Genomic DNA, 26,738 nt, shown 5'->3' on the forward strand with positions numbered 1-26,738 from the left:
TCCGTCACTCCAGGCCGCCCCGCACCGTGGCGTCCGGCGTCACGTGGACCCGGCTCAGGGCCGCCTCCGCGTCGCTGTCGGTCTCGCGGCCCGTGTCCGCGGTCACGCCGAGGTCCTGGGAGAGGCCGTCGAGAGCGTCCGCCAACGCCCGGCCGGTGCGGGCGAGTTGGTCGTAGGTCTCCATCGCCTGACCGGTGCCCGCGCCGGTGTACGCCTCGGCCACGTCGGCGCTGTGCGCGCCGATGGCGTGGGCGACCCCCTCCATGTCCTGGTACGCCTGGCTGATGATGCTCTTGACCCGCTCGACTTCCTCGGGTGCCAGTTTGATCTCTTCGCTCATGGCTTTCTCCTCCCCGTGCGACTTCGCCATGACTTCGCCGACACCACACCCGCGGCGGGTGGCGCCGGTCTCGAGAATCATGGTGACCCGACGACCGGCGAAAGATCCAAGAGAAACAGCTTGGTGATTCTGTGGCGGAACCTTCACAGTGGAATCCGGACCCCGCACGAGCCCCTCTGACCAGGCACTTCGCCAACTGGCCCGCACACGCCGAAGCTTTTCCCGAGACATTCGCAGACCCGTGTTCAACCGACGCTTTTCCCCAGTTGAACGGGGTGGGATCACGGGTGCGGAGACCGTCAGGACAGTCCGGTGGGAATTCTTCCGGAGCGTACGGATTCCGGCCGCGAACGTCACGTGTTCAACTGTTCGACCACGGCGTCCTACCGTTGTTTCCCCACTCACCCCTGCAAAAGAATGGGTGGATGGCACATGATCGGACCGAGATCGACGGCACCACCAGCTATCCCCTGCGGCCACCGGCGCCGGCGGGCGGGGAGAGCGGTGGGCCGACGTCCCGGGGAGCGGGTTGGCTGCTGGGTGGGCGTTACCGGTTGCGGGGCCGGCTCGGTCACGGGGGCATGGGCACGGTGTGGCGGGCACTCGACGAGCTGGTGGACCGGGAGGTCGCGGTCAAGGAGCCGCTGGTCCCGGATTCCGTGCCCGAGTCGCAGCGGGCCACGGTGTACGAGCGCATGCAGCGCGAGGCGCGGGCCGCCGCCCGGATCAGTCACCCGGCCGTGGTCACCGTGCACGACGTGGTGACGGAGGACGGCCGGCCGTGGCTGGTGATGGAGTTGGTGCGCGGCGAGTCGCTGGCCGACGTGCTGGACACGGGCACCCTCGAGGTGCGCGAGGCGGCGCGCGTCGGCCTGGCCGTGGTCAACGCCCTGGCCGCCGCGCACGCGGCGGGCGTGACGCACCGGGACGTCAAGCCCGCGAACGTGCTGCTCGACCAGGACGATCGGGTCGTGCTCACGGACTTCGGCATCGCCCAGGTGGAGGGCGAGCAGGGCCTCACGGACACCGGCTCGTTGATCGGCTCGCCCGAGTTCATGGCGCCTGAACGGGTCCTCGGCCAGCGCCCGGGGCCGGCCTCCGACCTGTGGTCGCTCGGGTTGCTCCTGTACGTGGCGGTGGAAGGGGTGTCGCCGTTCCGCAGGAACACCACCGCGGCCACGTTCCAGGCCGTGATGTCGGCCGAGCCGCAGCGCCCGGTGCGGGCGGCCGGGCAACTCGGGGACCTGATCGCCCGACTGCTCGACAAGCGGCCGGAAGCCCGCCCGGACGCCGCCGAGTCCCGCCGCGCCCTGCACGAGATCCTCACCTCGTCCGCGGCGCCCACCAGGGCGGTCGACATACCGGCGGCGCCCGCGCGGCCGCGGTTCGGCCGCCGGAGCCGCGTCGGGCTCGCGCTGGCGCTCGCCCTGGTCACCACGGCCGCCCTGTGGGTCACGGATCCGCTGGGTGGCGACGACCTGCCCGAGGGGTGGAAGGTCGAGGACGAGGAGGACTTCGGGATGAGCATCGCCGTTCCCGAGGAGTACGTCCGCACCGTCAACGCGGAGGAGGACAACAACCACCTGATCTACCGCTCACCGGACGGCATCTACACCGTACGCGTCTGGCTGCGGCGCGGGGAGACCCGGGGCGTCGTGGATGCGGCCAGCGCCACGCACGTCGAATACCAGGACGGAACGATGGTCTACGACGACGGGAACGTCCGGGAGACGCGCTTCCAGGACCGCGGGGCGGCCGAGTTGAACGTGCTCAACCGGACCGAGGAGGACGCACCGAGGGCGCAGCGGTTGGCCCTCTTCTACGGTTTGGAGGACGAGGAGCTGATGTGGCGGGTGCAGGTGCAGATGCCGGGTGAGGACGGCCCGCCGAAGACCCATGGCGAGGAGCTCTACGCCGACATCATCGAGCACCTGGAGCTCAACGTCCCTGAGGACTGACGCCGGACCGCCCGCGCGCCAGCATGATCGCGGGCACTGCGGCGAGGAGGAAGAGCACTCCCGCCATCGCGACGTAGAGGTGGACGCCGGTCGCCGAGCTCACCGGGGCACCGTCGGCGTAGGTCCCGGGCACCTGGGTCGCCTTGAGCACCTCGCCGCCGGCGAGGTTGAAGACGACCGAGCCGAGGGCGAGCACGACCGATACCAGGCCGGCGACCGTGCCCTGCCGCTCGGGCACTTCGAGGCTGGTCGCCAGGTTGTAGCCGGAGGCGCCGATCGCGCCGGCGGCCATGCCGACCACGGCGCCGCAGGCGATCGCCAGCGGGAGCGCCGACACGCCCGCCAGCATCGTGAAGGTCGCCACCGCCCCGACGGCGATGCCGCCGAGGAGGGGCAGTGCGGGGCCGAACCGCCCCGCGATCCAGCCGGCGCACGTGCCGCCGACCGCGATGCCGAAGTTGGGCGCGGCGAGCAGCACCGCGACCGACTCTCCGTCGCCAAGGCCGTAGCCGAGCCCCAGGTCGGCGGGCACCTGGGCGATGACACCCGTCAGTTGGAGCATGCTCCGGAAGGAGCCCGCGGCCAACACCAGGGCCAGCAGCGTCAGCAGGATCGGGCGGCTGAGGGCCCGGATGTCGATGATGGGTTCGTCGACCCGCAGCGCGAGTAACGCCCAGCCGGCCAACGCGGCGACGCCGGCGGCCAGTAGCGCGATCATGCCCACGGACAGCCATCCGAGGTCGCTCCCGAGGCTGGCGTAGGCGAGCACCCCGCCGAGGCCGCCGCCGAGCAGGAGCGCCCCGCCCAGGTCGAGCCGGCCGGTGCCGCGGATCGGCGACTCGGGGATGAGGGAACGCACGCAGAGCGCGGCCACCGCGGCGAGCAGAGCCGCCGCGACGAAGACACTCCGGTAGCCGAACACGTCGATGACCGGCTGCATCAGGAACGGTTCGACGATGCCGACGACCGACGAGCCGGACGTCACGAGCCCGATCAGGGCCATCGCCACGTGCGGGGCGCAGATCTGGCGTGCGAGGGCCACCGTGATGAAGATCGCGGCGAAGGCGGCGCCCTGGAGGAAGCGCCCCGCCAGGAAGATCCAGATGTTGGGGGCGAAGAGGCAGACCAGTGCTCCGGCGCCCGCGAGGAGCAGTGTGCCGATGAGTATCCGGCGCTTGCCGAAGATGTCGGAACACTTCGCGAGCAGTGGCGACCAGATGGCCCCGGCCAGCATCGCGCTCGCGTTCAACCACGCGGCCTGGTCGGTGTGGAAGTGCTCCATCAGCTGGGGCAGGACCATCATGGGCGAGCCGATGACCACGTCGGCCAGGACGTTGGCGAGGGTGAGGACGGCCGCCCAGAGGATGAGCCGCCCGCTCCAGCGGTGCTCCTGGGCGGCGGGGGCGGGTGCGGGGGCGGGGGCGGGTGCTTCCAGCGTGGCTTCCACTGCGGATTCTCTCCAGCGTGTTGGGGGTTGAGGTCCCGGCACACGGAACGCCCCGTGGGCCGTCGGGCGTTGTCCGGTACGGCGCGCCGCGGTCAGGGCGTGCCGAAGCCGGCCGCGCGCAGCGCCTCGTTGCGGGCGGCGATGGCTTCCCAGGTGGTCGGCAGCATGCGGTCGCGGCCGCTGCGGACCCGGCCCTGGGCGAAGGTGACGTAGGGGCGCTGCCGGGCCTCGTACCGTGCGAACGCGGCGGTGTGGTCGTCGCCGGACCGTTCGAGTTCCTCGGCGAGGAGGTGGGCGCCGGTGAGCGCGAGTGAGGTGCCCCGGCCGGAGAGGAAGGCCGGGCTGTACCCGGCGTCCCCGACGAGGGCGACGCGGCCGCGGTGCCACGTGGGCAGGTGGATCTGGCTCGCGGAGGTGAGGTAGAAGGCGGGGTCGGCGCGGGCCACGTCGAGCAGTTCCGGGATCCGCCACGACCGGTGGCCCGCGAAGGCGTCGACGAGGATCTTCTTCTGGGCGTCCAGGTCGTGGTGGTCGTAGTCGATCCGTTCCGAGCGGAACTGGAAGACCGCGACGGCCCCGCCGCCGTACCGGAAGATGCCGGCCATCCGGCTGGGGACGTTGTATATCGAGTTGGCGCCCTCGGATCGCGCCTCGCCCGGGTGGTCGGCCAGGGCGAAGTAGACACCGAGGTGCCTGAGGTACTTCTCCTCGGGCCCGAACACCAGCCCGCGTACCGCGGAGTGCTGGCCGTCGGCGCCGATGACCAGGTCGTACCGCCCGGTGCGGCCCGACGCGAAACGTACGTCGACGCCGGCGCTGCCACCGTCGTCGTCGGTCAGTGTCTCGATCGAGTCGCCGAAGCGGATCGCCGCGGTGGCGGGGAGCGCCTCGGCGAGGATGCGCACCAGGTCCTCGCGGAGGAGCTCGATGTCGTCGTCGGAGTCGCTGACCTCCGTCATCGGGATCCGGGCCACCGGCCCGCCCCGGCTGTCGACGAACCGGGTGAGCTCGGACATCCGGACTCGGTGCTTCCGGATCTTCGGGAGCAGTCCCATCCGCTCCACGGTCTCGATCGCGTCGCCGCGGATGTCGATGGGCGTGCCCGTGAGCCGGAGGTGGTGGGCGTACTCGACGACGGTGACGTCGTGGCCGCGGTTCCCGAGCTCGCGTGCGCAGGCGAGCCCGGCGATACCGGCTCCGGAGACAAGGATGTTCATGTGTGCGCTCCAGGTTTCGCTCAGGTGGGCGTGCGGCCGGCGGGCAGGCCGGCGCCGCGACAGCCCGCCAACTAAAGAAACAAACTGTTGCTTTTAGAGAGCCTACTGAACGACCGACTTGCCCCGCAACGCCGCACCTGGCGACAATCGGCACCGGAGTAGAGAACAGGAGTTGAGCGCGGCGATGGCCAACGGGACCGCTGACCGGCCGGCGGCACGGCGTCCAGGGGGCCGCAACGCCCGGGTGCGATCACGGATCCTCGCCGCGACCGTCGAGCTCGTGGCGCGGGACGGCATCGCGGGCTTCCGCTACGAGGAGGTCGCCGAGTCCGCCGGCGTCCACAAGACGAGCGTCTACCGCAACTGGCCGGACCGCGAGGAGTTGGTGGTCGAGGCCCTGTTGCGCTACGCCGAGGATCTCGCCTCGATCGCCGACACCGGCGACATCCACCGGGACCTGGTGGACTTCCTGCTGGCCCTCGCCGGCGGCCTGGAAACGTCGTTCGGCCGGATGCTCGAACAGGCCCTCCAGCCCGCCGCCCGCCAGACCTCCACCGTCCAGGCGCTGACCAAGATCCTCGACCAGCGGGTGGCCGCCATGCGGCGGCGGGTGGACATGGCTGTCGACCGGGGCGAACTCCCCCCGGTCGACAGCGCCTTCCTCGGCGAGATGATCTCCGGCCCGACGCACCTCATCGTCAACCGCGGCATGCGCCGGTTCACCCGCGAGGACGCGGAGCGCATCGTCGACGTGGTGCTCGCCGGCATCCGGGCCACGGCACCGCACGCCTGAGCGGTCACCCCGAGCGTCGCCGTCGGTGAGGCCCTCCGCGCGGCCGCCGACGTCCCGCCGTCCTGGAGTCCTCAGGCGCGCCGGTTGTAGGCGACGAGCGAAAGCGGCGCGAAGACCGCCACGAACGCGGCCATCCAGATCAGGGTGTACGCCACCGGCTCGGCGGCGGGGCCGCCCATCAGGAGGCCGCGCACCGCGTCGACGAAGTGGCCGACCGGGTTCCACGACGCGATGGTCCGCAGCCAGCCAGGCATGGTGTCGGTCGGGACGAAGACATTGCTGGCGAAGACCAGCGGGAAGATGATGACCGCGCCGAGCCCCTGGACCGCCTGGGTGTCCCGGATCGCCAGCGCGAGCGCCACCCAGACCCACGACAGGGCGAGGCCGAACCCCAGCGCGAGCGCGCAGCCGGCGAGGATCGACCAGAGGCCGGCGTCGAACCGGACGCCGAGGAGCAGTCCGAAGCCGAGGAGCGCGGTCAGCGAGACGACCTGGCGGACGATGTCGCTGCCGATCGCCCCGGCCAGCGGCGCGATGCGGACGACGGGCAGGCTGCGGAACCGGTCGAAGACCCCGGTCGCGAGGTCGGTGCTGAGCGAGACGCCGATGCCCATCGTCGCGAAGAGCGTCATCATGCCGAGGACGCCGGGGAACACGTACCGCAGGTAGTCGTCGGTGTCGCCGGCGATGGCGCCGCCGAAGACGTACCCGAACAGGGCGAGGAAGATGGCCGGTCCGACGATCACGTCGGCCAGGCCCATCGGGTTGCGGCGGATCTTGACGGTTCCGCGCCAGGACTGTGTGCCGCTCTGGGCCAGCGCCCGCGCGAGGCCGGGCCGCCCTCGCGGCGTCCCGCGTGGCGGTGCGGTCGCCGGTGTGTCCGTCGTCATGCCACGCCTCCTTCGCTGGCCGCGCCGGCGGGGGCCGAGGCCGGGGCCGGGGCGGGATCGTTCGTGGTGGCGCGGTGGCCGGTGAGAGTCAGGAAGACGTCGTCCAGGCTGGGCAGCCGCAGCGCCAGTTCGGCGACCTCGACGCCGGCCTCGTCGAGGCTCCGGACGACGGCGGGCATCGCTCGGCCGTCCACGACCGCGGCGCTGATGTGTCGGCTCGCGGCGTCGACGACCGGTGCGGTCCCGACGATCCTGGCGATCCGGTCCCTCGCCTCGGCGAGTTGGGACGGGTCGGCGACGCGCACGTCGAGCGTCTGCCGGCCCAGCCGTCGCTTGAGGGCGTCGGGCGTGCCGCGCGCGGCGACCCTGCCGGCGTCGAGGACGACGATGTCGTCGGCGAGGTGGTCGGCCTCCTCCAGGTACTGGGAGGTGAGCAGCACGGTCGAGCCCTGGGCGGCCAGCGCGCGCACCATCTCCCAGGTATCGCCCCGCCTGGCCGGGTCGAGTCCGGTGGTGGGCTCGTCGAGGAAGACGACCGCGGGTCGGTTGACCAGGCTGGCGGCGAGGTCGAGTCGGCGGCGCATGCCGCCGGAGTACGTCTTCACGGGCTTCGCCGCGGCCTTGCCGAGCCCCGCCTCGGCGATGAGTTCGTCGGCGCGACTCCTGGCCCGGGCTCGCGGCAGCCCCAGGAGGCGGCCGATCATGGCGAGGTTCTGGAAGCCGGTGAGGTCCTTGTCGACCGAGGCGTACTGGCCGGTGACGCCGATCAACTCCCTGACCCGGTGGGGTTCGCGCCCCACGTCGTGGCCGCAGACGCGCGCCGAGCCGGCGTCCTGGCGGAGCAACGTGGCGAGGATCCGCACCACTGTGGTCTTGCCCGCGCCGTTGGGGCCGAGCAGCCCGAGGACCGAGCCGCGTTCGACTCTCAGGTCGACGCCGTCGACCGCCGTCGTCTCGCCGAATCGCTTGACCAGGCCCGTGACTTCGATGGTCGGCCCGGTGTGTTCCGGTGGCATGGACCCTCCCTTTTTTGCATTACGGTCGCAATGTATTGAGTGCCGAACCGCGTTGTCAATGCAGTCGCAATGTGAAAACGTGGGGGCATGCCGAAGAAGGTCGACCACCAGGAACGACGCGAGCGGATCGCCGCCGCGCTGATGCGGGTGGCCGCGAACCAGGGCCTGGAGGCGGTGAGTCTGCGCCATGTCGCGGCCGAGGCCGGCGTCACCTCGGGGATGGTCCAGCACTACTTCCCGTCCAAGGACGCGATGATGGAGTTCGCCATGCGGTCGGCCGGCGCCCGGTACGAGGCGCGGATGACCGCCGCGGTCGCCGGGCTCGGCGACGCGCCCGCCGCACGCGGACTCGTCGGTGCCATGCTCAAGGCCCTGCTGCCGCTCGACGAGTCGGAGCGGGCCGACGGCCGGGTGGCGCTGGCCTTCATGTCCTACGCCGCGACCAGGCGCGCGGCGAGCGGGGAGCTGTCGGAGGGCGACGCCGGGATGCGGGCGTTCATCGCCGAGCAGCTCCGCGCCGCGCGGTCGGCGGGCCCGGCGGCGGCCGACGTCGATCCCGAGCGCGCCGCCACCGCGCTGTTCGCGATGACCGAGGGCCTGGCCATCCATGTGCTGAGCTCGGGCCTTCCGCCCGGAACCGCGGTCGCGGCCCTCGAAGCGCAACTCGACCTGCTCTTCGGCGACCAGGCCGGGTAGCCCGTAGCCCGTAGCCCCCGGACAGGCGCAGAACTCGACCGCCGGCCGAAACTCTCTTCGGTCCACTCTCTTGACGCGTACAGCCGGCATATCTACGGTCGCTGCATCGAATCAGCAAGTAACCCGTCATGCCTGCTTATGAGTTGCTGATACGAAACAGCAAGGGGTGGGCGCCCCTGCCGTAGAGAGATCGGGAGTTGGCGAATGAAGGTACGAGTGCTCACCGCGGTGGGTGCGCTGGTCATCGGCGCCCTCGTCGGGGCCGCCCCCGCGACCGCCGGGCCGGCCGCCGCCGCCGGCGACACGGCTCCGGGTGACCCCCGCGCCGCACAGCCGGTGCTGCTGAACCAGAGCGGCTTCGGCCTCGGCGAGCCCAAGCGCTTCACCGCTCCGCTGGCCGAGGACGGCGCGACCTTCACGGTCACCGACGCGTCAGGTGCGATCAGATACCGGGGCACCGTCACCTCGGGCGTGGGCGACTTCAGCGCGTTCGACCCGCCAGACACCGGGGACTTCGTGGTCACCGTCGACGGCGAGGCCGGGATCGGCACCTCGGTGCCGTTCGGCATCGGCGCCTACTGGATCGACCGGGTGTCCTACCAGCGCGCCATCGAGTTCATGTCGGGCAGCCGCTGCTACGTCGGCGACTACACGCGGATGGCGGAGGGGCCAGGGCTGGCCAGCGACGAGTACGGCCACCGCCTGTGCATGAAGGCGGTGACCTGGCGCGACGGGGCGCAGTACTCGCACGAGGTCGACACCCTCGTCGACATGTACCTCGCCAACCCGAGCGCGTTCGAGCGGATCACCGTGGACGACGCGGTCTACGAGGGGCTTCCGGTGACGCTGCCGGAGGACACCCCGGAGATCGTGCGGCTCATCCACTGGGGCGTCGAACTGCTGCTGGACGCCGACGTCAACGACCCCCAACTCAAGGAGCAGCTGGCGTCGTTCGTCTACGCCTATCCCCATCTCTCCGAGTACATACCGGTCGAGGTGTACGAGCGTGCCCGCGACCACCTCTTCGCCACCTGGGGCGACCCCGCGGGCGACCGGTACTACTGGCAGGCGTTCACGCCCCACACCGGGGACCTGTTCCAGACGTACACCCAGGTCGGCACCGGCAAGGGCGAACTGGCGCCCGGCCACTCCGTGTGGCCGAACGTGATGATGTACGAGGTCGCGCTGCGCGAGGGCCGCGACGACGCCGGGCGGTACCTGCGCGCCGCGCGGGACCAGGCCGCGTGGCTGGTCGACAACCTCGACCTGGACGACCCGCGGGTCACCAAGGGGCAGCGGCAGAGCGAGTACCTGCTGATCACCGGGCTGACCCGGTTCGCCGAGGCCTACCCGGAGCAGGCCCCGGACAGGATCGAGGACTTCGTCCGCGACTGGGCCGAGATCGTGACCCAACGCTCCGACAACCTCTGGGACTTCCGCCGCTACTCCGACGACCGCTGGACCATCCCGGCCTTCACCGGCGGCGGCGCGGAGGACCCCAACGAGACCGGCAACGTGGCCGGCTTCGCCGCGCCGGCGCTCGCCGCGGCCCGGCTGCTCGGCGACGACCCGCTGGCCGACCGCCTGCGCGAGATCGCCACGGCGCACGTCGACAACATCTTCGGCCGCAACCCCTCGGGTCGGCACGCCTCGTACGACGCGCCGAGCGAGCAGTTCGGGTTCGAGGGGGTGGAGCGCGGCTGGTTCTCCGAGTACCGCGGCGGCGCCGGCCTGCTCGAGGACCTGCCAGGCGTGCTCGACGGCAGCCCGAAGAACGGCCACTACCCCTTCAACCCCGACGTGGAGAACATCGGCCACACCGAGGGCTGGGTCGCGTTCAACAGCGCCTGGAACCAGTCGCTGGCCTGGCGCGCCGTCGACCAGACGAGCCTGGAGGTTCGCACCCGCGGCGGCGCCGCGGCGCGCGCGGTGCCGCGGAACGCGAGCGTGACGGTCGAGCTGGCGGCGCCGCTGAACCTGGCCGCCGGCGAACTCGACCAGGGCACGGTCGAGGTGCGGGTGAACGACCGCGCCGCCGCGCCGCTCACCGTCACCCAGACCGGCCAGAACGCGACGACGTTCCGCGGCACCCTCGACCTGGCCACCCTGGACGCGCGCCACGGCGACCGGATCACGGTGTCGTACGGCTACGGGTCGTTCGAGGTGGACTACTCCTTCACCGCCGTCGGGGGGTGGCCCGACGGCCAGGGCGAGGAGCGCTCGGGCAGCTGATCCGGCCGGCGGCCGGGCCCCGGAGCGGGGGCACGGCCGCCGCGGCCACGGCGGCCGGGCGACCTCGCCCCGCCGTGCCTGGAGACCGGACAGGTAGGGTGCGTCGGCGGGTGAGGCGTACCCGGAGCGGCGGCGGAACGAGGAGACGATGGACGAGTTGACGGACGAGCGGATCGTGCCCGGGACCTCGCTGCGGGCGACGGCGGTCAGCGTCGGCACCTCCTTCCTCGGCGACCCGCCGGGCCCGGACGGGAACCCGGCCGCGGCGGCCGACGCCTTGGCCCGGGCGATGTTCGCCGGCCCCTTCGCAGTGATCGACACCTCCAACAACTACGCGCGGGGCCGCAGCGAGACCGTTCTCGGGGCCGCCGTCCGCCGCGATGGGCTGCCGGCCGGCAAGACGATCGTCACCAAGGTCGACGCCGACCCGGCGACGGGTGCGCTGGACCGCGACCGGGTCTGGCGGTCGTTCGAGGAGAGCGTCACGCGCCTGGGCGTCGAACGGCTGCCGCTGCTCCACCTGCACGACCCCTACACCATCGAGGTCGAGGAGGCGTTCGCGCCCGGCGGGGCCGTGCAGGGTCTCACCGAGCTGCGCGAGCAGGGCCTCGTCGGAGCGCTCGGCATCGCCGCCGGCCCCGTCTCCCTGATGCGCGGGTACGCCGAAAGCGGCGCGTTCCAGGTCCTGTTGACCCACAACCGCTACACGCTCGTGGACCGCAGGGGGGCGGAGCTGATCGACCTGGCCGCCGAGCGCGGCATCGGCGTCTTCAACGCCGCGCCCTTCGGCGGCGGGATCCTCGCCGGCACCGGCGAGACATACGCCTACCGGGAGGCGGGCCCCGACCTCCTCGCGTGGGTGGCGCGCGCCCGCGAGCTGTGCCGGCGCTGGGAGATCCCGCTGCGGGCCGTGGCGCTGCGCCACTCGCTGCGCCATCCGGGGATCGCCTCGACGATCGTGGGGGTCGGCCGCCCCGAGCGCCTCGCGCAGCTGGTGGAGCTCCAGGCCACCGCGATCCCGGAGGAGTTCTGGCCGGAGCTGGCCGCGCTCGGCACGCCGCCTTCGACGCTGGACGACTGACGCGGCACGCGCCGGGGCTGGCGTGAGCCGGCTCAGCCGGTGCTCTCCCTCCCCTCACGCAGGACGGCGACGCCGTGCGGCGGTAGGCGCAGCCGCCCACCGGTGACGGCGCGGTCGGTGCTGTCGGTGCGGTCGGTGCGGTCGGTGCGGTCGGTGCGGTCGGTGCGGTCGGTGCGGTCGGTGCGGTCGGTGCCGGACGTCCTCCCGCCAGACCTCGGCCGGCCACTGCTCGGGGTTGTAGTCACCGCCGTACGCCAGGCCCCGCAGGCGTAGCCTGCGGCCGGCCAGCCGCTCGTCGGCGACCCCGCCTTCGGAACGTGACGAGCCGTTGCCGCGACTTGCATCATCAGCCACCATGACGCATCACTTTAGGCATGATCCGCAATGTTCGTCTAGAATGCTCAACTAGCGCTCACCGGAGGTCTGATGCCCGACATGCTCGTCGCACAGCGCCACGAGCTGCTGCTCAGGGAGCTCAAGGCACACGGCGCCCTGAAGATCGTCGAACTCGCCGCCCGCCTGCGGGTGTCGACCGCCACCATCCGCCGTGACCTCGCGGAGCTCGCGGAGGCGGGGAAGGTCACCAGGGTCCGGGGCGGCGCCATGGTGGTCACGCGCCGGGGCGCCCCCAACCAGACGCACGTCAGGCAGTGGGCGGAGGCGAGCCAGGCGGCTCCCGCGGCGGCCTCGGCCGAGGGCGGGCGGATGCTGGGGTTGCTCGTCCCCTCGATGAACTACTACTACCCCCAACTCGTCGCCGGAGTACGGAGCGTGGCCGCCCGGCGGGGCGCCCGGGTCGTCATCGGCCTCACCAACTACGCGGAGCCGAACGACCTGGACCAGATCGACGATCTGGTCGCCTCCGGCGTCGCCGGCCTGCTGATCACCACGGCCGAGGGCCACTACACGCCCACCAGGACGCTCGACCGGCTCCGCGCCACCGGGCTGCCGTTCGTCCTCGTCGAACGACAGCCGCGGGATCCCTTCGAGCCCTGCGAGTTCGTGGTGTCCGATCACCGGCAGGGCGCGTACGCGGCGGTCCGGCACTTCGTCGCGCTCGGACACGACCGCGTGGGCCTCTACGTCAACGGCAGCCCCACCGCCGCGCTGATCCAGGAGGGCCACGCGGCGGCCGTGCGCTCGCTGGACCTCGACCCGTCGGCCCCGGTCGTGGACGGCGGTCGCCCACGCCTCGGCTCCTCGGAGGCCACCCAGCACTACGACGGGTTCATCGAGCGGTGCCTGGCCGGGGGCGTCCGGGCGGCGCTGGTGCACTCGGACCACGACGCGATCGAGCTGACGCGGCGCCTCCGGCTGCGCGGGCTGCGCGCGCCCGACGACCTGGCGCTGGTCGCCTACGACGACGAGATCGCCTCGCTCGCCGAGGTGCCGCTGACGGCGGTGGCCCCGCCGAAACACGAACTCGGCGAGCACGCCACCCAGTTGCTGCTCGACCGGCTCGACAGGATCGACGTGCGGGAGCCGCCGGCCGTTCGTCAGTTGGTGTTGCAGCCCCGGCTCGTCGTCCGCGCCTCCTGCGGGGCCGCGGCCGGCGCGGGGTGACCGCGCCGCAGCTGCACCATCCTGCGAAACGCCCAGCATGTCAATATTCGCGACACGCCACGGCATGAACTCCCCACTCATGCCAGGTCATTGCATCTTCGCGCAGGAGCGCACACCGGACACCATGCCGATAGCGGCCGGTCAGCGCCCGTAAACCCCTCGCCCAGGCGCCCTCATCCGCGCCGCACGGCGCCGGGCCCCAGGGATCAATCTGCGCGCTTACGATCGAACTTATTGACTCGTGACTGAAGTTGCGTCAAAGTGCGGGACGCGCCGCTTCCAAGGAACCGCGATCCGGATTCCGTCCCTGGGCCACCGCCACCCCCCGAACCCCCCGCCTCGCCGACCGACGTGCTCGGAAGGCCCACGCGGCGACCAGTCATGGCGCCGTCTCGGCACCGCACCGACGACCCCGCACTCCGCCCGTCCAAGGAGCTGATCTCCGTGGTTCACCTCAGTCGACGCAACGTCCTGGCCTCGGCGGCCGCAGCCGGCGCCACCGCCCTGCTCACCCCACGCACCGCGGCGGCCGCCACACCCAACGCGGAACAGGCTTCACGGCCCCTGGAGTTGACCGGCCACGACCCGGTGACCGTGCGGTGGTTGGAGGGCGGCACGCCAGCCGAGCTGGCGGCCGGAACCACCTTCGGGGTGCCCTGGCCGCGCGGCGCGCTCGCCGCCGACCAGACGTTCTCGCTGGTGGCGGACTCCGGAACGGCCGTCCCCGTGCAGAGCTGGCCCACCGGGTGGTGGCCGGACGGCTCCGTGAAGTGGACGGCCCACGCCGTGAGCGGCGCCGACCCCCGCGCCCAGAACTACCGGCTCGCCCCCGGCGAGGCCGTCCGACCCGGGACCCCGGTCTCCGTCAACAGCAGCGGACGACGCGTCACGGTGGACACCGGGGTGATCAGCGTGACCTTCCGGCGCAACGGCGAGGACCTGGTGGAGTCCATCAGGCGTGGGGGCACCGTCATCGCGGAGAAGGGCCGGCTGATCGCCTCCCGCCAGGACAGACCCAGCACCGACCAGGCCGAGACCGTCCGGAGCCAGTCCTTCGTCAGCGTGGTCGAGGAGGTCACCGTCGAACAGGAAGGGCCGGTGCGCGCCGTCGTCAAGGTCGAGGGCAAACACCGCAGGGATCGCCGCGCGTGGCTGCCGTTCACCGTCCGGTTCTACCTGTACGCCGGCTCGGATGCGATCCGGGTGGTGCACACCTTCGTCTACGACGGCGACGCCGAACGGGACTTCGTCAACGGCCTCGGCGTCCGCTTCGACGTCCCGATGCGCGACGAGCCGCACAACCGGCACATCCGCTTCGCCGGCCAGGACCAGGGCGTCCTGGCCGAGGCCGTCCGCGGCATCACCGGGCTGCGCCGCGACCCGGGCGCGGCGGTGCGGCAGGCTCAGGTGGCCGGGCAGGCCACCCCGGACCCCGCCACCTGGGACCAGCGCGTCACCACCCGGCTCCAGTACATCCCGCCCTTCGGCGACTACAGCCTGCGCCAACTCACCGCCAACGGCTTCGAGATCCACAAGCGGACCAAGGCCGGACACTCCTGGCTCCGGGTCGACGGCGGGCAGCGTGCCAGGGGCCTGGCCTACGTCGGCTCGCCCACCGGCGGCCTGGCCTTCGGGATGCGGAACTTCTGGCAACTGCACCCCACCGAGCTGGAGATCACCGGCGCCGCCACCGACACCGCGCAGGCCACCGTCTGGATGTGGTCACCCCGGGCCGGCGCGATGGACCTGCGCTTCTACCACGACGGCCTCGGCCAGGACACCTACCCCGAGCAGTTGGAGGGCCTGGAGATCACCTACGAGGACTACGAGCCCGAGTTCGGCACCCCCTACGGCGTCGCCCGCACCACCGAACTCACCTTCTGGGCCCTGGAAGCCACCCCCACCGCCGAACGCTTCTCCGCTCTCGCCGACGCCAACGCCACGCCACCCCTGCTGGCCAGCCGGCCCGAACACAACCACTCCGCCGGCGTGTTCGGCTCCTGGGCCCCGGTCGACCGCTCAGACGCCGCCAGGGAGCGGCTCGAGAACAACCTCGACCTGATGCACCGCTACTACGTCGACTCCGTCGACCAGCGCCACTGGTACGGCTTCTGGGACTACGGCGACGTCATGCACGACTACGACCGCGACCGCCACACCTGGCGCTACGACATCGGCGGCTACGCCTGGGACAACTCCGAGCTCTCCACCGACCTCTGGCTGTGGTACCACTACCTGCGCACCGGCGACGCGCAGGCGTTCCGCTTCGCCGAGGCCATGACCCGCCACACCGGCGAGGTCGACATGTACCACCTCGGCGAGTGGAAGGGCCTCGGCACCCGGCACGGCGTCCAGCACTGGGGCGACAGCGCCAAACAGGTCCGCATCAGCAACGCCGGCTACAAGCGCTTCCTCTACTTCCTGACCGCCGACGAACGCGTCGGCGACGTCCTGCACGAACTCGTCGACGCCGACCGTACGTTCCTCGTCCTCAACCCAGGACGCAAGCTCACCGACGAGCCGTTCGACCCCGACCCCGCGGCCCTCTCCGTCGGCAAGTCCACCGACTGGGGCGCGCTGGCCCTGGCCTGGCTCACCGAATGGGAACGCGACGGCGACGACATCGCCCGCACCAAGCTCCTCAACGGCGCCACCACCATCGCGGCCCTCCCCAACGCGTGGGCGCAGGGTGGCGACGTCACCTACGACCTCGCCACCGGCCGCTTCACCGGCCCCACGGAACCCAGCATCAGCATCGGCAGCCTCAGCTCCGTCTTCGGCCTGATCGAACTGATGACGGAGCTGCTCCCACTCGTCGACGACGAGCGGGTCGCCGACCAGTGGGTCAGGTTCTGCCGCCTCTACAACTCCAGCGCCGACCAACAGCGCGAGGAGACCGGCTCCTCCTGGGGCAGCCTCAACCTCCGCCAGGCCTACTCGCGCGCCACCGCCTACGCCGCGGTGCGCCTGGAGGACGACGCCCTCGCCCGGCGCGCCTGGCAGGAACTCCGCACCGGCCACGCCGGCTACCCGGAGGGCCACCCCTTCACCGCGGAGCGCGTCGAGGGCCCGGCGGTGCTCAACCCCGTCGACGAGGCGCTCCTCGGCACCAACGCCAGCGCCCAGTACGGCCTGGCCGTCATCCAGTGCCTCGCCCTCGTCGGCGACCACATCTGACGCGCCGTCCCCCCTCTCCTGCCCCTCCTCCGTAGAAGGGATGAAGCCCCTCCCCATGAGCTTTCTTGAAACGATTCAGGCGCGCCGGAGACAGCGCTCTCCGAACGCGCCGGACGCCGGTCGCGAACGGCGGCCGGCACCACCCGCCGGCCGGGCCCCCGGCCTGCTGCGCCGCCTGCTGCGTGACCGGCTCCTGCTGATGCTGGGCCTGCCGGGCGCCCTGATCCTGATCGCCTTCCACTACCTGCCGATGCTCGGCAGCGTCATCGCCTTCCAGGACTACCAGCCCTATCTCGGCGTCGGCGACTCGGAGTGGGTCGGCCTGGAGAACTTCTCCTTCCTGACCGACGGGAACCCCGAGTTCGTCAACGCGCTGATCAACACCCTCCAACTGACCGTCATCCAGACGGTCCTGGTGTTCCCCGTCCCGCTGGCGCTGGCCCTGCTCCTCAACAGCCTGGCCGGCGAGCGCCTCAAGCGCCTGCTCCAGTCGGTGCTCTACCTGCCGCACTTCCTGTCCTGGGTGATCGTGGTCGCGATCTTCCAGCAGATGCTGGGCAACGCCGGCACGCTCAACACGTTCCTGGTGCGGAACGACCTGCCGACGGTCGAGATCATCGGCACACCCGAGCTGTTCATGACCCTGATCACCGCCCAGTCGATCTGGAAGGACGCCGGCTGGGGGACCATCATCTTCCTCGCCGCGCTCTCCCGCGTCGACGAGGAGCAGTACGAGGCGGCGGCCATCGACGGGGCGAACGGCTGGCACCGCCTCATCCACATCACGCTGCCCTCGCTGCGGGGCCTGTTCATCCTGCTGCTGATCCTCAGGCTCGGCAACAGCCTCTCGGTCGGCTTCGAGCAGATCATCCTGCAACAGGGGCCGGTCGGCCTGGAGGCCAGCGAGGTGCTGGACACCTGGCTCTACAACTACGGCATTCTCGGCGGCGGTTGGGGCGTCTCGGCGGCCGCCGGCCTGGTCAAGGGGCTGGTGGGCGTGCTCCTGGTCATCGGCGCCAACCGGCTGGCCCACGCCTTCGGGGAACGCGGGGTGTACCAGAAATGACCACACTCGAACAGGCCACGATCGGGGACGACACCGTCCGCCGGCCGGGACGCCGGCCGGGACGCGGACAGGGACGCCGGCCGGGACGCGGAGCAGGCCGCGGGCCGGGCCGCGACCGCAAGCGGCCCATCTGGATGGAGAAGCCCCACCCCCTCGTCCAGGCCCTGAAGTTCGTCGCCCTCCTCGTCGCGGTGGCCCTGGTGGTCGTCCCGTTCTGGTCGATCGTCGTCACCTCGCTGGCCGACCAGCAGGCGATCAACGACGCCGGCGGCGGCATGCTGATGTGGCCGGACGGCGTCAGCTTCGGCGCCTACCAGGCCGTGCTCTCCGGCGGCGTCGTCACCCGCGCCCTGCTGATCTCGATCGCGGTGACCGTGATCGGCACCCTGCTCTCGCTCGCCGCCTCCGCCGGTCTCGCCTACTGGCTCGCCAGGCCGGGCGCCGTCGGCGGCCGGCCGGTGCTGATGCTGCTGCTCGGCGCGGTGCTCTTCTCCCCCGGCATCATCCCCACCTACCTGGTGGTCAGGGAGTTCGGCCTGCTGGACAGCTACGCCTCGCTGGTCCTGCCGGTGATGATCAACGCCTTCAACGTGATCGTCATGCGGGCCTTCTTCCAGGAACTCCCGCAGGAGCTCTTCGAGTCCGCGCACATCGACGGCGCCACCCCGTTCACCGTCCTCACCCGCATCGTGCTGCCGCTCTCCAAGGCGGTGCTCGCGGTCGTCGGCCTCTTCTACGCCGTCGGCTACTGGAACGCGTTCTTCAACGCGCTCCTCTACATCCAGACCACCGACAAGTGGCCCATGGCCCTCGTGCTCCGCACCTTCGTCGTCAACCAGTCCGCCATCGGCGGCGACCAGGTCGGCGGCAGCGAGGCGCTGCCCCCGCAACTCCCCATGCAGATGGCGATCCTCGTCATCGCCGTCGTCCCGATCCTGCTCGTCTACCCCTTCCTCCAGCGCCACTTCGCCAAGGGCGTCCTCATCGGCGCCGTCAAGGGCTGAGCCCGCGCCCCCTCCCCTTCTCTCTCCCTCTCCCTCTCCCTCTCTTCCGTGTGTCCCACAGAGGTGATTCCGATGTCCACCAGACCCCTCTCCCGTCGCACCCTGCTCGCCGGCCTCGGACTCGGCGCGGCCACCCTCGGCCTCGGCCCGCTGACGGCCTGCTCCTCCGGGGCGCGCGCCACCCGCAACAGCGCCGAGGCCAACAGCGCCGTCGAGCTGCCGCGCTACCTGCCGTTCGACGGCGTGACGCCCGACCTGCCGGGCGACGAGACCACCGGCGTCCTGCCCGCCTTCCGCCACTACCCCACCGACACCCCGGTGAGCGTCGCGGAGCGACCGGGCAACGGCGAGACCGTCTCCGGGCTCGCCAACATCTACAGCGCCGTACCTCCCGGCATGGACCGGAACTCGTACTGGCGGGGCCTCAACGAACGGCTCGGCGTCACCCTCGAGATGCAGATGGTGCCCAACGCCGACTACGAGCAGACGTTCTCCATCGCCATGGCCAGCGGCGACCTGCCGGACGTCATGCAGCTCTGGCCGGGCGCCAACTTCGCCGACATGCTGCACAACTCCTTCGCCCCGCTCGACGAGTTCCTCGGCGGTGACGCGGCGGCCGACTACCCGAACCTGGCGAACATCCCCACCGCCCACTGGAAGAACTGCGTCTACAACGGCGCCCTCTACGCCATCCCCGTCCCGCGCGGCCGGGTCCGGCACTACAACCTCTTCCGCAAGGACATCCTCGACGGCCTCGGCGTCAGCGGCGAGCCGCGCGGCTGGGACGAGTTCCTCGCCCTCTGCCAGGAGTTGACCGACCCGTCGAGCCGCCGCTGGGCGATCGGCAGCGTCACGCAGGCCATGTACTTCCTTGGCCGCATGAACGACGAGCCCAACATCTGGCGCGAGGACGGCGGCAGCCTCACCCACTTCTACGAGACCGAGGAGTACCAGCAGTCCGTGCGGGACATGGCCTCGCTGTGGGAGGCCGGCGTCATCCACCCCGACACCTTCAACCCCAGCACCCCCTTCAGCCAGTACTTCGGTGCCGGCACCACCGTGCTGTCCCTCGCCGACGGCTACGGTTCCTGGTCGACCACCACGCTCGGCAACGTCGACAACGAGGGGTTCGAACTCGGCCTGATGCCGGTCTACAACCGGGAGGGCAGCGAACTCGCCGCCTGGCACACGGGGAACGGCGTCTTCAACACCGCGGGCCTGCGGAAGCAGGACGACCCGGAACGGATCAGGCTGGTGCTGCGCGTCCTCGACTGGCTGGCCGCGCCCTTCGGCACCGAGGAACACCTCTACCGCGCCTACGGCGAGGCGGGCGTCGACCACGAGCGCGACGACGACGGCGACCCGATCTACACCTCCGAGGGACAGACCAACACCGGCGTGCCCACCAAGTACCTCGTCGACGCCCCCGCCGTCCTCTACCAGCCGGGACGCCCCGACGACGTGGACTACCAACACGCCTACCAGACCACGGTCCTGGCCAACCGCAAGGACGACCCCACCCTCGGGCTCTACGTGGACTCCTCGACCGCCAGGGGCGAGGCCGCGGAACGCGGCCTCCTCGCCACCCGGGACGACGTCATCCAGGGCCGCAAGTCGCTGTCCGACCTCGACCGCGCCGTCGCCGACTGGCGCTCGGCCATCGGCGACCAGCTGCGCACCGGTCTGGAGGAACAGTTGCAGCAGGCCGGGGGCGCCGCCGGGGGCACGCGCTGAGGGAACGGTGGCCCCCGCACCACGCTGATCCGGCTACGTTCACGGGAACGGGAAGGGCCATGGCCGACATGCTCGTCGCGCAGCGGCAAGCGCTGCTGATCAAGGAGCTGGAGGCAGCCGGCGTCCTGAGGATCACCGAGCTCGCCGCCCGGCTCGGCGTCTCACGCGACACGATCCGGCGGGATCTGCTGGATCTCCAGGCGGCCGGCCGGGTCACCCGGGTCCGCGGTGGCGCGCTGCTGGCCGGCCCGGACCCCGCCCCGGCCCCCGCCCCGGGCCCCGTGTCGTCCGGGCAGACCCTCGGGCTGCTCGTTCCCGCCACCGACTACTACTACCCCCGGGTGGTCGCCGGGGTCCGGGCGGTGGCGGAACGGCACGGGGTGCGGCTGGTCATCGGACTGACCGATTACGCCCGCCCCCGCGATCTCGAACAGCTGCGGGAACTGGGCATGGCCGGCGCCACCGGCCTGCTCGTGGTCACCGCGGAGACGATCCACCTGCCGGCCGCCGCCCTGGCGCGGCTCCAGGCGGGCGGGCTCCCCTTCATCCTGGTGGAACGCCGTCCGAAGGACGTGTTCGCCGCCTGCGAGTACGTCATCTCGCACCACCAGCAGGGCGCGTCCACCGCGGTCCGGCACTTCGCCGAGCTCGGCCACCGGAGGGTCGGTCTGTTCACCAACGGCAGCCCCACCGCGCCGCTGGTCCACGAGGGGTACGCCGAGGCCGTCAGGCACCTCGGCCTCGACCCCGGCGCCCCGATCCTCGACAGCGGCCACCCGAGGGCGGACGCCGCGCACCTCTACGACCGGTTCATCGCGGACTGCCGCGCCAGCGGCACCCTGGCCGCGCTCGTCCACTCCGACCACGACGCCATCCAACTCATGCAGCGCATGCGCACCCAGGGCCTGCGGCCCCCGGGCGACCTCGCGCTGATCGCCTACGACGACGAGATCTCCGCCCTGGCCGACGTGCCACTGACCGCCGTCGCCCCACCCAAGCAGGAACTCGGCGAACTCGCGGCACGACTCCTGCTCGAACGGCTCGAAGCCGCCGACCCGGGAGCCGTCCCGATCCGTCAACTCACCCTGCAGCCCCGCCTCGTGATCCGCGCCTCGTGCGGGGCGGCCGCCGGCCGCGACTCAACTCGGCCGGGCCGACAACATTCCTGACCGCCACCACGGCCACCGCCGCGGTGGGCACCGCCGCGGCACCGTTCGGCTCGGCGACCGCTGACCCGGCGAACCGTCCGGAGTCGGTCGCCCTGCACTGGCTGGACGGTGTTCCGGAGACGACGACGGGTGCGTGTCGGGGTGTGCCGCCGCGGCGGCCGGCGTGGCGTCCGCCACGGTCGCCAGCAGCGGTGCGGCCGCCGAGGCGGCGGCGACTCCGCCGCCCAGAAAGCCTCGTCGGGACACGCGCGACCCGCGGTGGTCCGCGTCGTCGGCTGGATTCATCGGTTCTCCCCTGGGTGGTCGGGCGGGAGGTCGGGCAGGACGTCAGGCGGGGAACCGCGCGCCGACCAGCCGCTCGGAGAGCTCCCAGACCCGGCGGGCCTCATCCATGTCGCGCATCGGGGGCCAGAGTTCCTGCCGCGCGGGGGCGCCGCCGACGTTGCCGGGTCCCTTGGGGCCGTAGAACTGGCCGCGCTGCGCGTCCGGTCCGGTCGCGGCCAGCAGGGCGGGCAGGGCGGCGCTGTCGACGGTGCCGGTGAGGATGCCGAGGCGGGAGAGCGTGCGGATCAGGCGGACCTCGGGGGTGTCCTTCCGCCGCCCCATGCCGGGCTGCGCGGAGAGCAGGTTGGTGGGGGACACGCCGGGGTGGGAGAGGTTGCTGGTGATGCCCCAGCCGGCCGCGAGGCTGCGCGCGTCGAGTTCGCGGGCGAACAGGGCGACGGCGATCTTCGACTGGCTGTAGGCCCTTCGCACGTGGTAGGAGCGTTCCCAGTTCGGGTCGTCCCAGTTGATCGTGCCGCGTCGGGCGGCGACGCTCGTCTGGTGGGTGACCCGGGCCCCGCCCTCGCGCAGCAGCGGCAACAGCCCCTGGGTGAGGGCGAAGTGGCCGAGGTGGTTGGTGCCGAACTGGAGCTCGAAGCCGTCGGTGGTGACCTGGTGGCTCGGCGGGGTCATCACGCCGGCGTTGTTGACGAGGAGGTGGATCGGGCGCCCCTCGCCCACGAGTTGCTTCGCGAGGGCGGCCACCGAGTCGAGGGAGGCCAGGTCGAGGGCCCGGGTGCTGATCCTGGCGCGCGGGACGAGGCCGCGGACCCGGTCGGCGGCCTGCTCGCCCTTCGCCGGGTTGCGGACCGGCGTGATCACCTCCGCGCCCGCCGCGGCGAGGCGGGTGGCGATGACGAACCCGATGCCGTCGCTCGCCCCGGTGACGACGGCGAGCCTCCCCGACAGGTCGGGGAGGGCGAGGTCGATGTTCCGAGCCATGGGTGGTCTCCTGCGTTCTGCGGCGCATCCGCCGCGGGCCGGTGGGGTGGTCCCATGCTCGAAGCTCGCCGGCCGCGGATGAAGGGCCGCCCGATCCACGGATCGCCGATCCGCCCCTCGCCTTCGTCAGGTCGTAAGGGGGGATCGGTAAGCCGTGGCTGCGTGCCCGCGCGGGCGGTAGGAAGGACGGAGCACCGAGGGAGGGAACGCATGGTGATCGATCGGACCGGGCTCGCGGAGTTCCTGCGCCGCCGCCGGGAGGCGCTGCAACCCGAGGACGTCGGCCTCCCCCGCGGGCGACGCCGCCGAACCGACGGGCTGCGGCGCGAGGAGGTGGCGGCGCTCTGCCACATGTCGACCGACTACTACGCCCGCCTCGAACGAGAACGCGGACCCCGCCCGTCCGAGCAGATGATCGCCTCCATCGCGCAGGGCCTCCACCTCTCCCTCGACGAACGCGACCACCTCTACCGCCTCGCCGGACACCACCCGCCCACCCGCGGCGCCGTCAGCGAACACATCAGCCCCGGCCTGCTGCGCATCCTCGACCGCCTACAGGACACGCCAGCCGAGATCGTCACCGAACTCGGCGAGACGCTCCGCCAGACCCCCCTCGGCGTCGCCCTCACCGGCGACACCACCCACTACACAGGACCCGCCCGCAGCATCGGCTACCGCTGGTTCACCGACCCGGCCACCCGGCGGCTCTACGCGCCCGAGGACCACCCTTTCCTCACCCGCATGTTCGCCTCGGGGCTGCGCCAGATGCTCACCCTGCGCGGCCCGGGATCCCGCGCTGCCCACCTCGCCGACCTGCTCCTCGCCGACAACGAGGAGTTCCGCAGGGTGTGGAACGACCACGAGGTCGGCGTCCACCCGGACGAGGTGAAGAACTTCGTCCACCCCGAGCTCGGCGCGCTCGCGCTGAACTGCCAGCGTCTTGTCGACCCGGTCCAGGCCCACTCGCTGCTCGTGTACACCGCGGTTCCCGGCAGCGAGAGCCACGAGAAGCTGCGACTGCTCTCCGCCGTGGGCACCCAGCCGCTGCGCTGACGCGGCGCGGCCGGGCCCGGCGTGGACGGAAAAGACCTAGTCGACGAGCGCTCCCGCGGTGGTCGGTGTCCCGGCGCCCAGCAGGTCCGCGGCGAGTGCGGTGCCCTCGACGCGGGCGCGGATCTTGGCGAGGGCGGTCTCGCGCGAGGTGGAGCGGTCGTCGGCGAACGGGGCGAATCCGCTGTCGTCGCAGGTGCCGAGCTGGTCGATCGGCAGGTGGCGGGCGGCGCGCAGGACGCGGTCGCGGACCTCCTCCGCGGTCTCGACCCGGGGGTCGTTCGGGTCGGTCACCCCCGCGAACACCCGGATGCCGGGTCGCAGTTGGTCGGCGACGACGCGGAGGACGCGGTCCGGGTCCGACTCGCCGGCCAGCTGGAGGTAGAAGTTGCCCACCGTCAGCCGGAACAGCTCGGGGAGCAGTTCCGCGTAGTCGACGTCCAGGCTGTGGGTGGAGTCCTGGTCGGAGCCCGGGCCCGAGTGGACGCCGATCCTGGCGCGTTCGGCCTCGGTGAAGCGCGCCAGCACCCGGTTGTTCAGCTCGACGAACTCCCGCAGCACGCCGCCGCTCGGGTCGAGCTTCAGCGACAGGCGGGCCTCGGTGAAGTCCAGTTGGACGACGTGGGCGCCGCCGTCCAGGCAGCCGCGGATCTCCGCCTCCGCCTCGGTGACCAGGTCGTCGAGGAAGGTCTCGCGTGAGTAGCCGGCGATTCCGTTGGGCGGGTAGAGCAGGCTCAGCGCGGAGGGGGCGACGACCGCCTGCTTCACCGGCACCTTCGCGTGTCGCCGCGCCGCGCGGAGGTACTCCTCGGCACGGGTCAGGTAGCGGAAGGGGCCGGAGGTCAGGCACGGCAACTGCCGCTGGTGGCCGTCGGCGAAGGGGATGACGACCCCGTCGGCGGCGAGGTTCTCCGCCCCTTCGACCGGATAGGTCAGCGAGTTCGGCTTGCCCTGTTCGCCGTCGGTCACCACCGGCGAGCCGAGCGCCTCCAGGGCCTCGACGGTCTCGCGGACGGCCCGTTCCCTGATGGCCGCGAACTCGGCGTCGGCCAACTGTCCGGTTCCGTGGGCGGCCGTCGCGTCGAGCAGTTCGGCGGAGCGGGGGATGCTGCCGATGGGTTCAGTGGGGATGATCACGCCGGCAGCGTAGGAGCGGGACGGCGACAACCCACCGGAAACCCGGCCCGTTCGCCGACTTCCTCGCCCTTTCGGGGCAGGTGGGCGGGTCGGGGTTGACGCCGTGCCGGTGCGTCGCCGCGCGTCACCCGCTCGGATCAGGCCCCGGTGAGCTTCCCGGAGACGTCCATGAGGCGGTCGGTCATCCACTCCTCGGGGGCGATCGGCGTTCGGCGGTCGAACTTCCCTGGCTTCTCCCAGTAGGTCGCGGTCGGCCACGCGTCGCCGAGGCAGGCTTCGACGCAGTTGTGCGCGGCCTTGCCGAGCGAGCCGTAGAGCAGCGGGACGACGGCCGTGGCGAGGATGCGGACGTGTCGGGGCTGGGTGCGGAAGATGTCGGTCCGCGCCGCGCCCGCGTTCACCACCCCGGCGAGCAGCCCGGGTTCGGTGCGCGCCAGGTGCGCGGCGTAGTGGTGGTTGCCGACCTGGACCTGCTCCCGCATCCGCCAGAAGTGGAAGTCCTCGTAGTCGGGGAACAGTTCGAGGTCGACGACGGTGGAAGGAGAGACCCGGGCGGTCATCATGACGACCCGCGGCTGTTCGGCGCGGCGCAGCGCGGGCAGCAACAGCTGCGTGAGGTGGTAGCGGCTGAGGTAGTTGACGGCGAAGAAGAGGTTGAGCCCGTCCGCCGTGCGCACGTCCTTCTGCGTCATCACGCCGGTGGTGTGCAGGAGGGCGTCGAGTCGGCCGTGCTCGGCGAGGACCCGCCGGGCGGCGTCGCGCACCCCGTCGTGGGTGGCGAGGTCGACCGGGAGGAACGCGGCGCGTTCGGCCCCGCTCCCGAGTGGGGCGAGGGAGGCGAGGGCCGCGTCGCCCTTCGCCCGGTCGCGCCCGAGGAGGACGACCCGGTGGCCCCTGGCCACGAACTCGCGGGCCGCCTGGAGGCCGATTCCGCTGTTGCCGCCGCTGACGAGGATGGTCTTCGTCACCGGGCACCACCACGGGCGGCGCGGGCCGGGGCCGGCGCCGGGGCTGTGGCGGGCACCGGGCGCAGGACGTAGTCCTGGGTGAGGGTGCGGTAGGGCACGGTGAGGCCGCGGGCCCGGTGGTCGGCGAGGTCGTCGTGGCGTTCGGTGTTCCGGACGGCGGAGGCCGGGATCGGGCCCTCGATGGTGCCGGCGACGAGCGGGTCGCCGTCGAAGTAGATCTGGGTGGTCAGCGGGAGGACGCCGTCGGCCGAGACGATGGCGTGGATGTGCAGGGGGCGCAGCCCCGGCAGTTCGAGGGCCCGGGTCAGGGCGGTCAGCGGGCTGTCGTCCTGCCTGAAGCCGAGGGTCTCCTGGCCGGGCATCACGGTGCGGAACTCGTAACGCCCCTCGCGGTCGGCGACGACCTTCGCCCGGAGGTTGTGGGTCGGGATGCCGGTCGAGTCGTTGGGGATGTCCATCGGGCCGAAGTCCCCGGTCATGATCCCCGAGTAGACGCGGTTCGCGTCGATCTGCCAGACGTCGAGGACCGCGCCGGGCAGCGGGGCGCCCGGCACGTACGCCGGCCCTTCCATCTCCCAGTGGCTCGCGCCGTCCTTCTCGGGATGCGCGTAGGGGGCGCCCTCGGTGCCCTGCTGGGCCGTCTTGAAGAACAGGATTCCCGCCTGCTGGAGCTCGCCGGCGTCGGCGGCCCGCTGGAGCCATCCGATCGCCGCGAACAGCTCCTCGATGGTCACCTGGTGCTTGAGGATGACGTCGTCGACGGCGCGCCGCAGATCGCCGAACACCACCTGGAGCCTGGCTTCCGACATGCTCATCATTTCCTCCCCTGAGGACGGTTTTACTCCACGCTTGGAGTCAACGTAGCACGCGATCACTTCAAGGATGGAATGATCGCGCCGTCGGAGAGCTCCAAGCTTGTAGTACAGTGGCGGCC

22 protein-coding genes are annotated in these 26,738 nt (G+C 71.9%); 12 read left to right on the plus strand and 10 right to left on the minus strand.

The genetic code is table 11. The features are described from left to right. Positions 1-4 precede the first annotated feature (4 nt). Entirely contained in the window at positions 5-340 is a 336-nt protein-coding gene (locus ACYVPE_RS10895) for a WXG100 family type VII secretion target (RefSeq protein ID WP_461033283.1), read from the minus strand. Positions 341-765: 425 nt separating this feature from the next. Between ACYVPE_RS10895 and ACYVPE_RS10900 the strand changes: the two genes are divergently transcribed. Then, positions 766-2,298, plus strand: a complete 1,533-nt coding sequence (locus ACYVPE_RS10900) for a serine/threonine-protein kinase (protein WP_461033284.1) — start codon at positions 766-768, stop codon at positions 2,296-2,298. On the opposite strand, the gene ACYVPE_RS10905 is transcribed toward ACYVPE_RS10900, so the two are convergent. Together ACYVPE_RS10905 and ACYVPE_RS10910 are read right to left on the minus strand one after the other, a co-directional pair. Beyond that, on the minus strand, positions 2,279-3,745 hold the full coding sequence (locus ACYVPE_RS10905) for an MFS transporter (protein ID WP_461033285.1): 1,467 nt from the start codon (positions 3,743-3,745) through the stop codon (positions 2,279-2,281). The two genes, ACYVPE_RS10900 and ACYVPE_RS10905, sit on opposite strands and share 20 nt — an antisense overlap. A 92-nt stretch (positions 3,746-3,837) precedes the next feature. Beyond that, positions 3,838-4,962 carry an FAD-dependent monooxygenase gene (locus ACYVPE_RS10910; RefSeq protein WP_461033286.1) on the minus strand — a complete coding sequence of 375 codons (1,125 nt, stop codon included), beginning with the start codon at positions 4,960-4,962 and terminating at the stop codon, positions 3,838-3,840. A gap of 244 nt (positions 4,963-5,206) precedes the next feature. Here ACYVPE_RS10910 and ACYVPE_RS10915 point away from each other — a divergent pair, with 244 nt between their 5' ends. Next, positions 5,207-5,755: a TetR/AcrR family transcriptional regulator gene (locus ACYVPE_RS10915; protein ID WP_461033287.1), complete on the plus strand. Its 549-nt coding sequence runs from the start codon at positions 5,207-5,209 to the stop codon at positions 5,753-5,755. 71 nt (positions 5,756-5,826) lie between these two features. On the opposite strand, the gene ACYVPE_RS10920 is transcribed toward ACYVPE_RS10915, so the two are convergent. Together ACYVPE_RS10920 and ACYVPE_RS10925 are read right to left on the minus strand one after the other, a co-directional pair. Next, positions 5,827-6,645: an ABC transporter permease gene (locus tag ACYVPE_RS10920; RefSeq protein ID WP_461033288.1), complete on the minus strand. Its 819-nt coding sequence runs from the start codon at positions 6,643-6,645 to the stop codon at positions 5,827-5,829. Further along, on the minus strand, positions 6,642-7,661 hold the full coding sequence (locus ACYVPE_RS10925) for an ATP-binding cassette domain-containing protein (protein WP_461033289.1): 1,020 nt from the start codon (positions 7,659-7,661) through the stop codon (positions 6,642-6,644). The genes ACYVPE_RS10920 and ACYVPE_RS10925 overlap by 4 nt, the downstream gene beginning before the upstream one ends. An 87-nt stretch (positions 7,662-7,748) precedes the next feature. Here ACYVPE_RS10925 and ACYVPE_RS10930 point away from each other — a divergent pair, with 87 nt between their 5' ends. The 3 genes from ACYVPE_RS10930 (at position 7,749) to ACYVPE_RS10940 (ending at position 11,670) form a co-directional block, all read left to right on the plus strand. Further along, entirely contained in the window at positions 7,749-8,357 is a 609-nt protein-coding gene (locus ACYVPE_RS10930; protein ID WP_461033290.1) for a TetR/AcrR family transcriptional regulator, read from the plus strand. 204 nt (positions 8,358-8,561) lie between these two features. Next, positions 8,562-10,589 (plus strand): hypothetical protein, encoded by a 2,028-nt coding sequence (locus tag ACYVPE_RS10935; RefSeq protein WP_461033291.1) that lies wholly within the window; start codon positions 8,562-8,564, stop codon positions 10,587-10,589. A gap of 148 nt (positions 10,590-10,737) precedes the next feature. Beyond that, complete coding sequence (locus tag ACYVPE_RS10940) at positions 10,738-11,670, plus strand: aldo/keto reductase (RefSeq protein ID WP_461033292.1); 933 nt, start codon at positions 10,738-10,740, stop codon at positions 11,668-11,670. 32 nt (positions 11,671-11,702) lie between these two features. Here ACYVPE_RS10940 and ACYVPE_RS10945 read toward each other — a convergent pair whose 3' ends face one another. After that, positions 11,703-11,915, minus strand: coding sequence for a hypothetical protein (locus ACYVPE_RS10945; protein ID WP_461033341.1), 213 nt, complete (start codon positions 11,913-11,915; stop codon positions 11,703-11,705). A 181-nt stretch (positions 11,916-12,096) separates the two neighbouring features. On the opposite strand from ACYVPE_RS10945, the gene ACYVPE_RS10950 reads away from it, so the two are divergent. The 6 genes from ACYVPE_RS10950 to ACYVPE_RS10975 all read left to right on the plus strand — a co-directional run bounded on the left by ACYVPE_RS10950 (position 12,097) and on the right by ACYVPE_RS10975 (position 21,383). After that, entirely contained in the window at positions 12,097-13,233 is a 1,137-nt protein-coding gene (locus ACYVPE_RS10950; RefSeq protein ID WP_461033293.1) for a LacI family DNA-binding transcriptional regulator, read from the plus strand. 444 nt (positions 13,234-13,677) lie between these two features. Continuing rightward, positions 13,678-16,410 (plus strand): exo-rhamnogalacturonan lyase family protein, encoded by a 2,733-nt coding sequence (locus tag ACYVPE_RS10955; RefSeq protein WP_461033294.1) that lies wholly within the window; start codon positions 13,678-13,680, stop codon positions 16,408-16,410. A gap of 55 nt (positions 16,411-16,465) precedes the next feature. Next, on the plus strand, positions 16,466-17,476 hold the full coding sequence (locus ACYVPE_RS10960; RefSeq protein WP_461033295.1) for an ABC transporter permease: 1,011 nt from the start codon (positions 16,466-16,468) through the stop codon (positions 17,474-17,476). Beyond that, positions 17,473-18,480 carry a carbohydrate ABC transporter permease gene (locus ACYVPE_RS10965; protein ID WP_461033296.1) on the plus strand — a complete coding sequence of 336 codons (1,008 nt, stop codon included), beginning with the start codon at positions 17,473-17,475 and terminating at the stop codon, positions 18,478-18,480. The genes ACYVPE_RS10960 and ACYVPE_RS10965 overlap by 4 nt, the downstream gene beginning before the upstream one ends. Before the next feature lie 72 nt (positions 18,481-18,552). Continuing rightward, positions 18,553-20,214 carry an extracellular solute-binding protein gene (locus ACYVPE_RS10970; RefSeq protein ID WP_461033297.1) on the plus strand — a complete coding sequence of 554 codons (1,662 nt, stop codon included), beginning with the start codon at positions 18,553-18,555 and terminating at the stop codon, positions 20,212-20,214. A 59-nt stretch (positions 20,215-20,273) separates the two neighbouring features. Continuing rightward, the gene (locus tag ACYVPE_RS10975) at positions 20,274-21,383 is read left to right on the plus strand and encodes a LacI family DNA-binding transcriptional regulator (RefSeq protein ID WP_461033298.1); all 1,110 of its coding nucleotides are present in this window, start codon (positions 20,274-20,276) and stop codon (positions 21,381-21,383) included. Between the two features lie 327 nt (positions 21,384-21,710). Here the strand turns inward: ACYVPE_RS10975 and ACYVPE_RS10980 are convergent, their stop codons facing one another. Then, positions 21,711-22,649 carry an SDR family oxidoreductase gene (locus tag ACYVPE_RS10980; RefSeq protein WP_461033299.1) on the minus strand — a complete coding sequence of 313 codons (939 nt, stop codon included), beginning with the start codon at positions 22,647-22,649 and terminating at the stop codon, positions 21,711-21,713. Between the two features lie 210 nt (positions 22,650-22,859). Between ACYVPE_RS10980 and ACYVPE_RS10985 the strand changes: the two genes are divergently transcribed. Further along, a complete protein-coding gene (locus ACYVPE_RS10985) occupies positions 22,860-23,702 on the plus strand; it encodes a helix-turn-helix transcriptional regulator (protein WP_461033300.1) in 843 nt (280 codons plus the stop codon). A 36-nt stretch (positions 23,703-23,738) separates the two neighbouring features. On the opposite strand, the gene ACYVPE_RS10990 is transcribed toward ACYVPE_RS10985, so the two are convergent. From ACYVPE_RS10990 to ACYVPE_RS11000, 3 genes are all read right to left on the minus strand, one after another. Then, a complete protein-coding gene (locus ACYVPE_RS10990) occupies positions 23,739-24,836 on the minus strand; it encodes a cobalamin-independent methionine synthase II family protein (protein ID WP_461033301.1) in 1,098 nt (365 codons plus the stop codon). Positions 24,837-24,973: 137 nt separating this feature from the next. Further along, complete coding sequence (locus ACYVPE_RS10995; RefSeq protein WP_461033302.1) at positions 24,974-25,804, minus strand: SDR family NAD(P)-dependent oxidoreductase; 831 nt, start codon at positions 25,802-25,804, stop codon at positions 24,974-24,976. Beyond that, positions 25,801-26,619: a dioxygenase family protein gene (locus tag ACYVPE_RS11000; RefSeq protein ID WP_461033303.1), complete on the minus strand. Its 819-nt coding sequence runs from the start codon at positions 26,617-26,619 to the stop codon at positions 25,801-25,803. Before ACYVPE_RS11000 ends, ACYVPE_RS10995 begins: the two co-directional genes overlap by 4 nt. Positions 26,620-26,738: the final 119 nt, after the last annotated feature.

Source organism: Streptomyces mayteni (genome assembly GCF_054783955.1).

Bases quoted from the DNA above. Each gene is read 5' to 3' on its own strand.
- ACYVPE_RS10980 (WP_461033299.1), bottom strand. From the start codon at position 22,649: ATGGCTCGGAACATCGACCTCGCCCTCCCCGACCTGTCGGGGAGGCTC.
- ACYVPE_RS10970 (WP_461033297.1), top strand. From the start codon at position 18,553: ATGTCCACCAGACCCCTCTCCCGTCGCACCCTGCTCGCCGGCCTCGGA.
- ACYVPE_RS10895 (WP_461033283.1), bottom strand. From the start codon at position 340: ATGAGCGAAGAGATCAAACTGGCACCCGAGGAAGTCGAGCGGGTCAAG.
- ACYVPE_RS10940 (WP_461033292.1), top strand. From the start codon at position 10,738: ATGGACGAGTTGACGGACGAGCGGATCGTGCCCGGGACCTCGCTGCGG.
- ACYVPE_RS10965 (WP_461033296.1), top strand. From the start codon at position 17,473: ATGACCACACTCGAACAGGCCACGATCGGGGACGACACCGTCCGCCGG.
- ACYVPE_RS10950 (WP_461033293.1), top strand. From the start codon at position 12,097: ATGCCCGACATGCTCGTCGCACAGCGCCACGAGCTGCTGCTCAGGGAG.
- ACYVPE_RS11000 (WP_461033303.1), bottom strand. From the start codon at position 26,619: ATGAGCATGTCGGAAGCCAGGCTCCAGGTGGTGTTCGGCGATCTGCGG.
- ACYVPE_RS10920 (WP_461033288.1), bottom strand. From the start codon at position 6,645: ATGACGACGGACACACCGGCGACCGCACCGCCACGCGGGACGCCGCGA.
- ACYVPE_RS10900 (WP_461033284.1), top strand. From the start codon at position 766: ATGGCACATGATCGGACCGAGATCGACGGCACCACCAGCTATCCCCTG.
- ACYVPE_RS10935 (WP_461033291.1), top strand. From the start codon at position 8,562: ATGAAGGTACGAGTGCTCACCGCGGTGGGTGCGCTGGTCATCGGCGCC.
- ACYVPE_RS10975 (WP_461033298.1), top strand. From the start codon at position 20,274: ATGGCCGACATGCTCGTCGCGCAGCGGCAAGCGCTGCTGATCAAGGAG.
- ACYVPE_RS10910 (WP_461033286.1), bottom strand. From the start codon at position 4,962: ATGAACATCCTTGTCTCCGGAGCCGGTATCGCCGGGCTCGCCTGCGCA.
- ACYVPE_RS10960 (WP_461033295.1), top strand. From the start codon at position 16,466: ATGAGCTTTCTTGAAACGATTCAGGCGCGCCGGAGACAGCGCTCTCCG.
- ACYVPE_RS10925 (WP_461033289.1), bottom strand. From the start codon at position 7,661: ATGCCACCGGAACACACCGGGCCGACCATCGAAGTCACGGGCCTGGTC.
- ACYVPE_RS10930 (WP_461033290.1), top strand. From the start codon at position 7,749: ATGCCGAAGAAGGTCGACCACCAGGAACGACGCGAGCGGATCGCCGCC.
- ACYVPE_RS10985 (WP_461033300.1), top strand. From the start codon at position 22,860: ATGGTGATCGATCGGACCGGGCTCGCGGAGTTCCTGCGCCGCCGCCGG.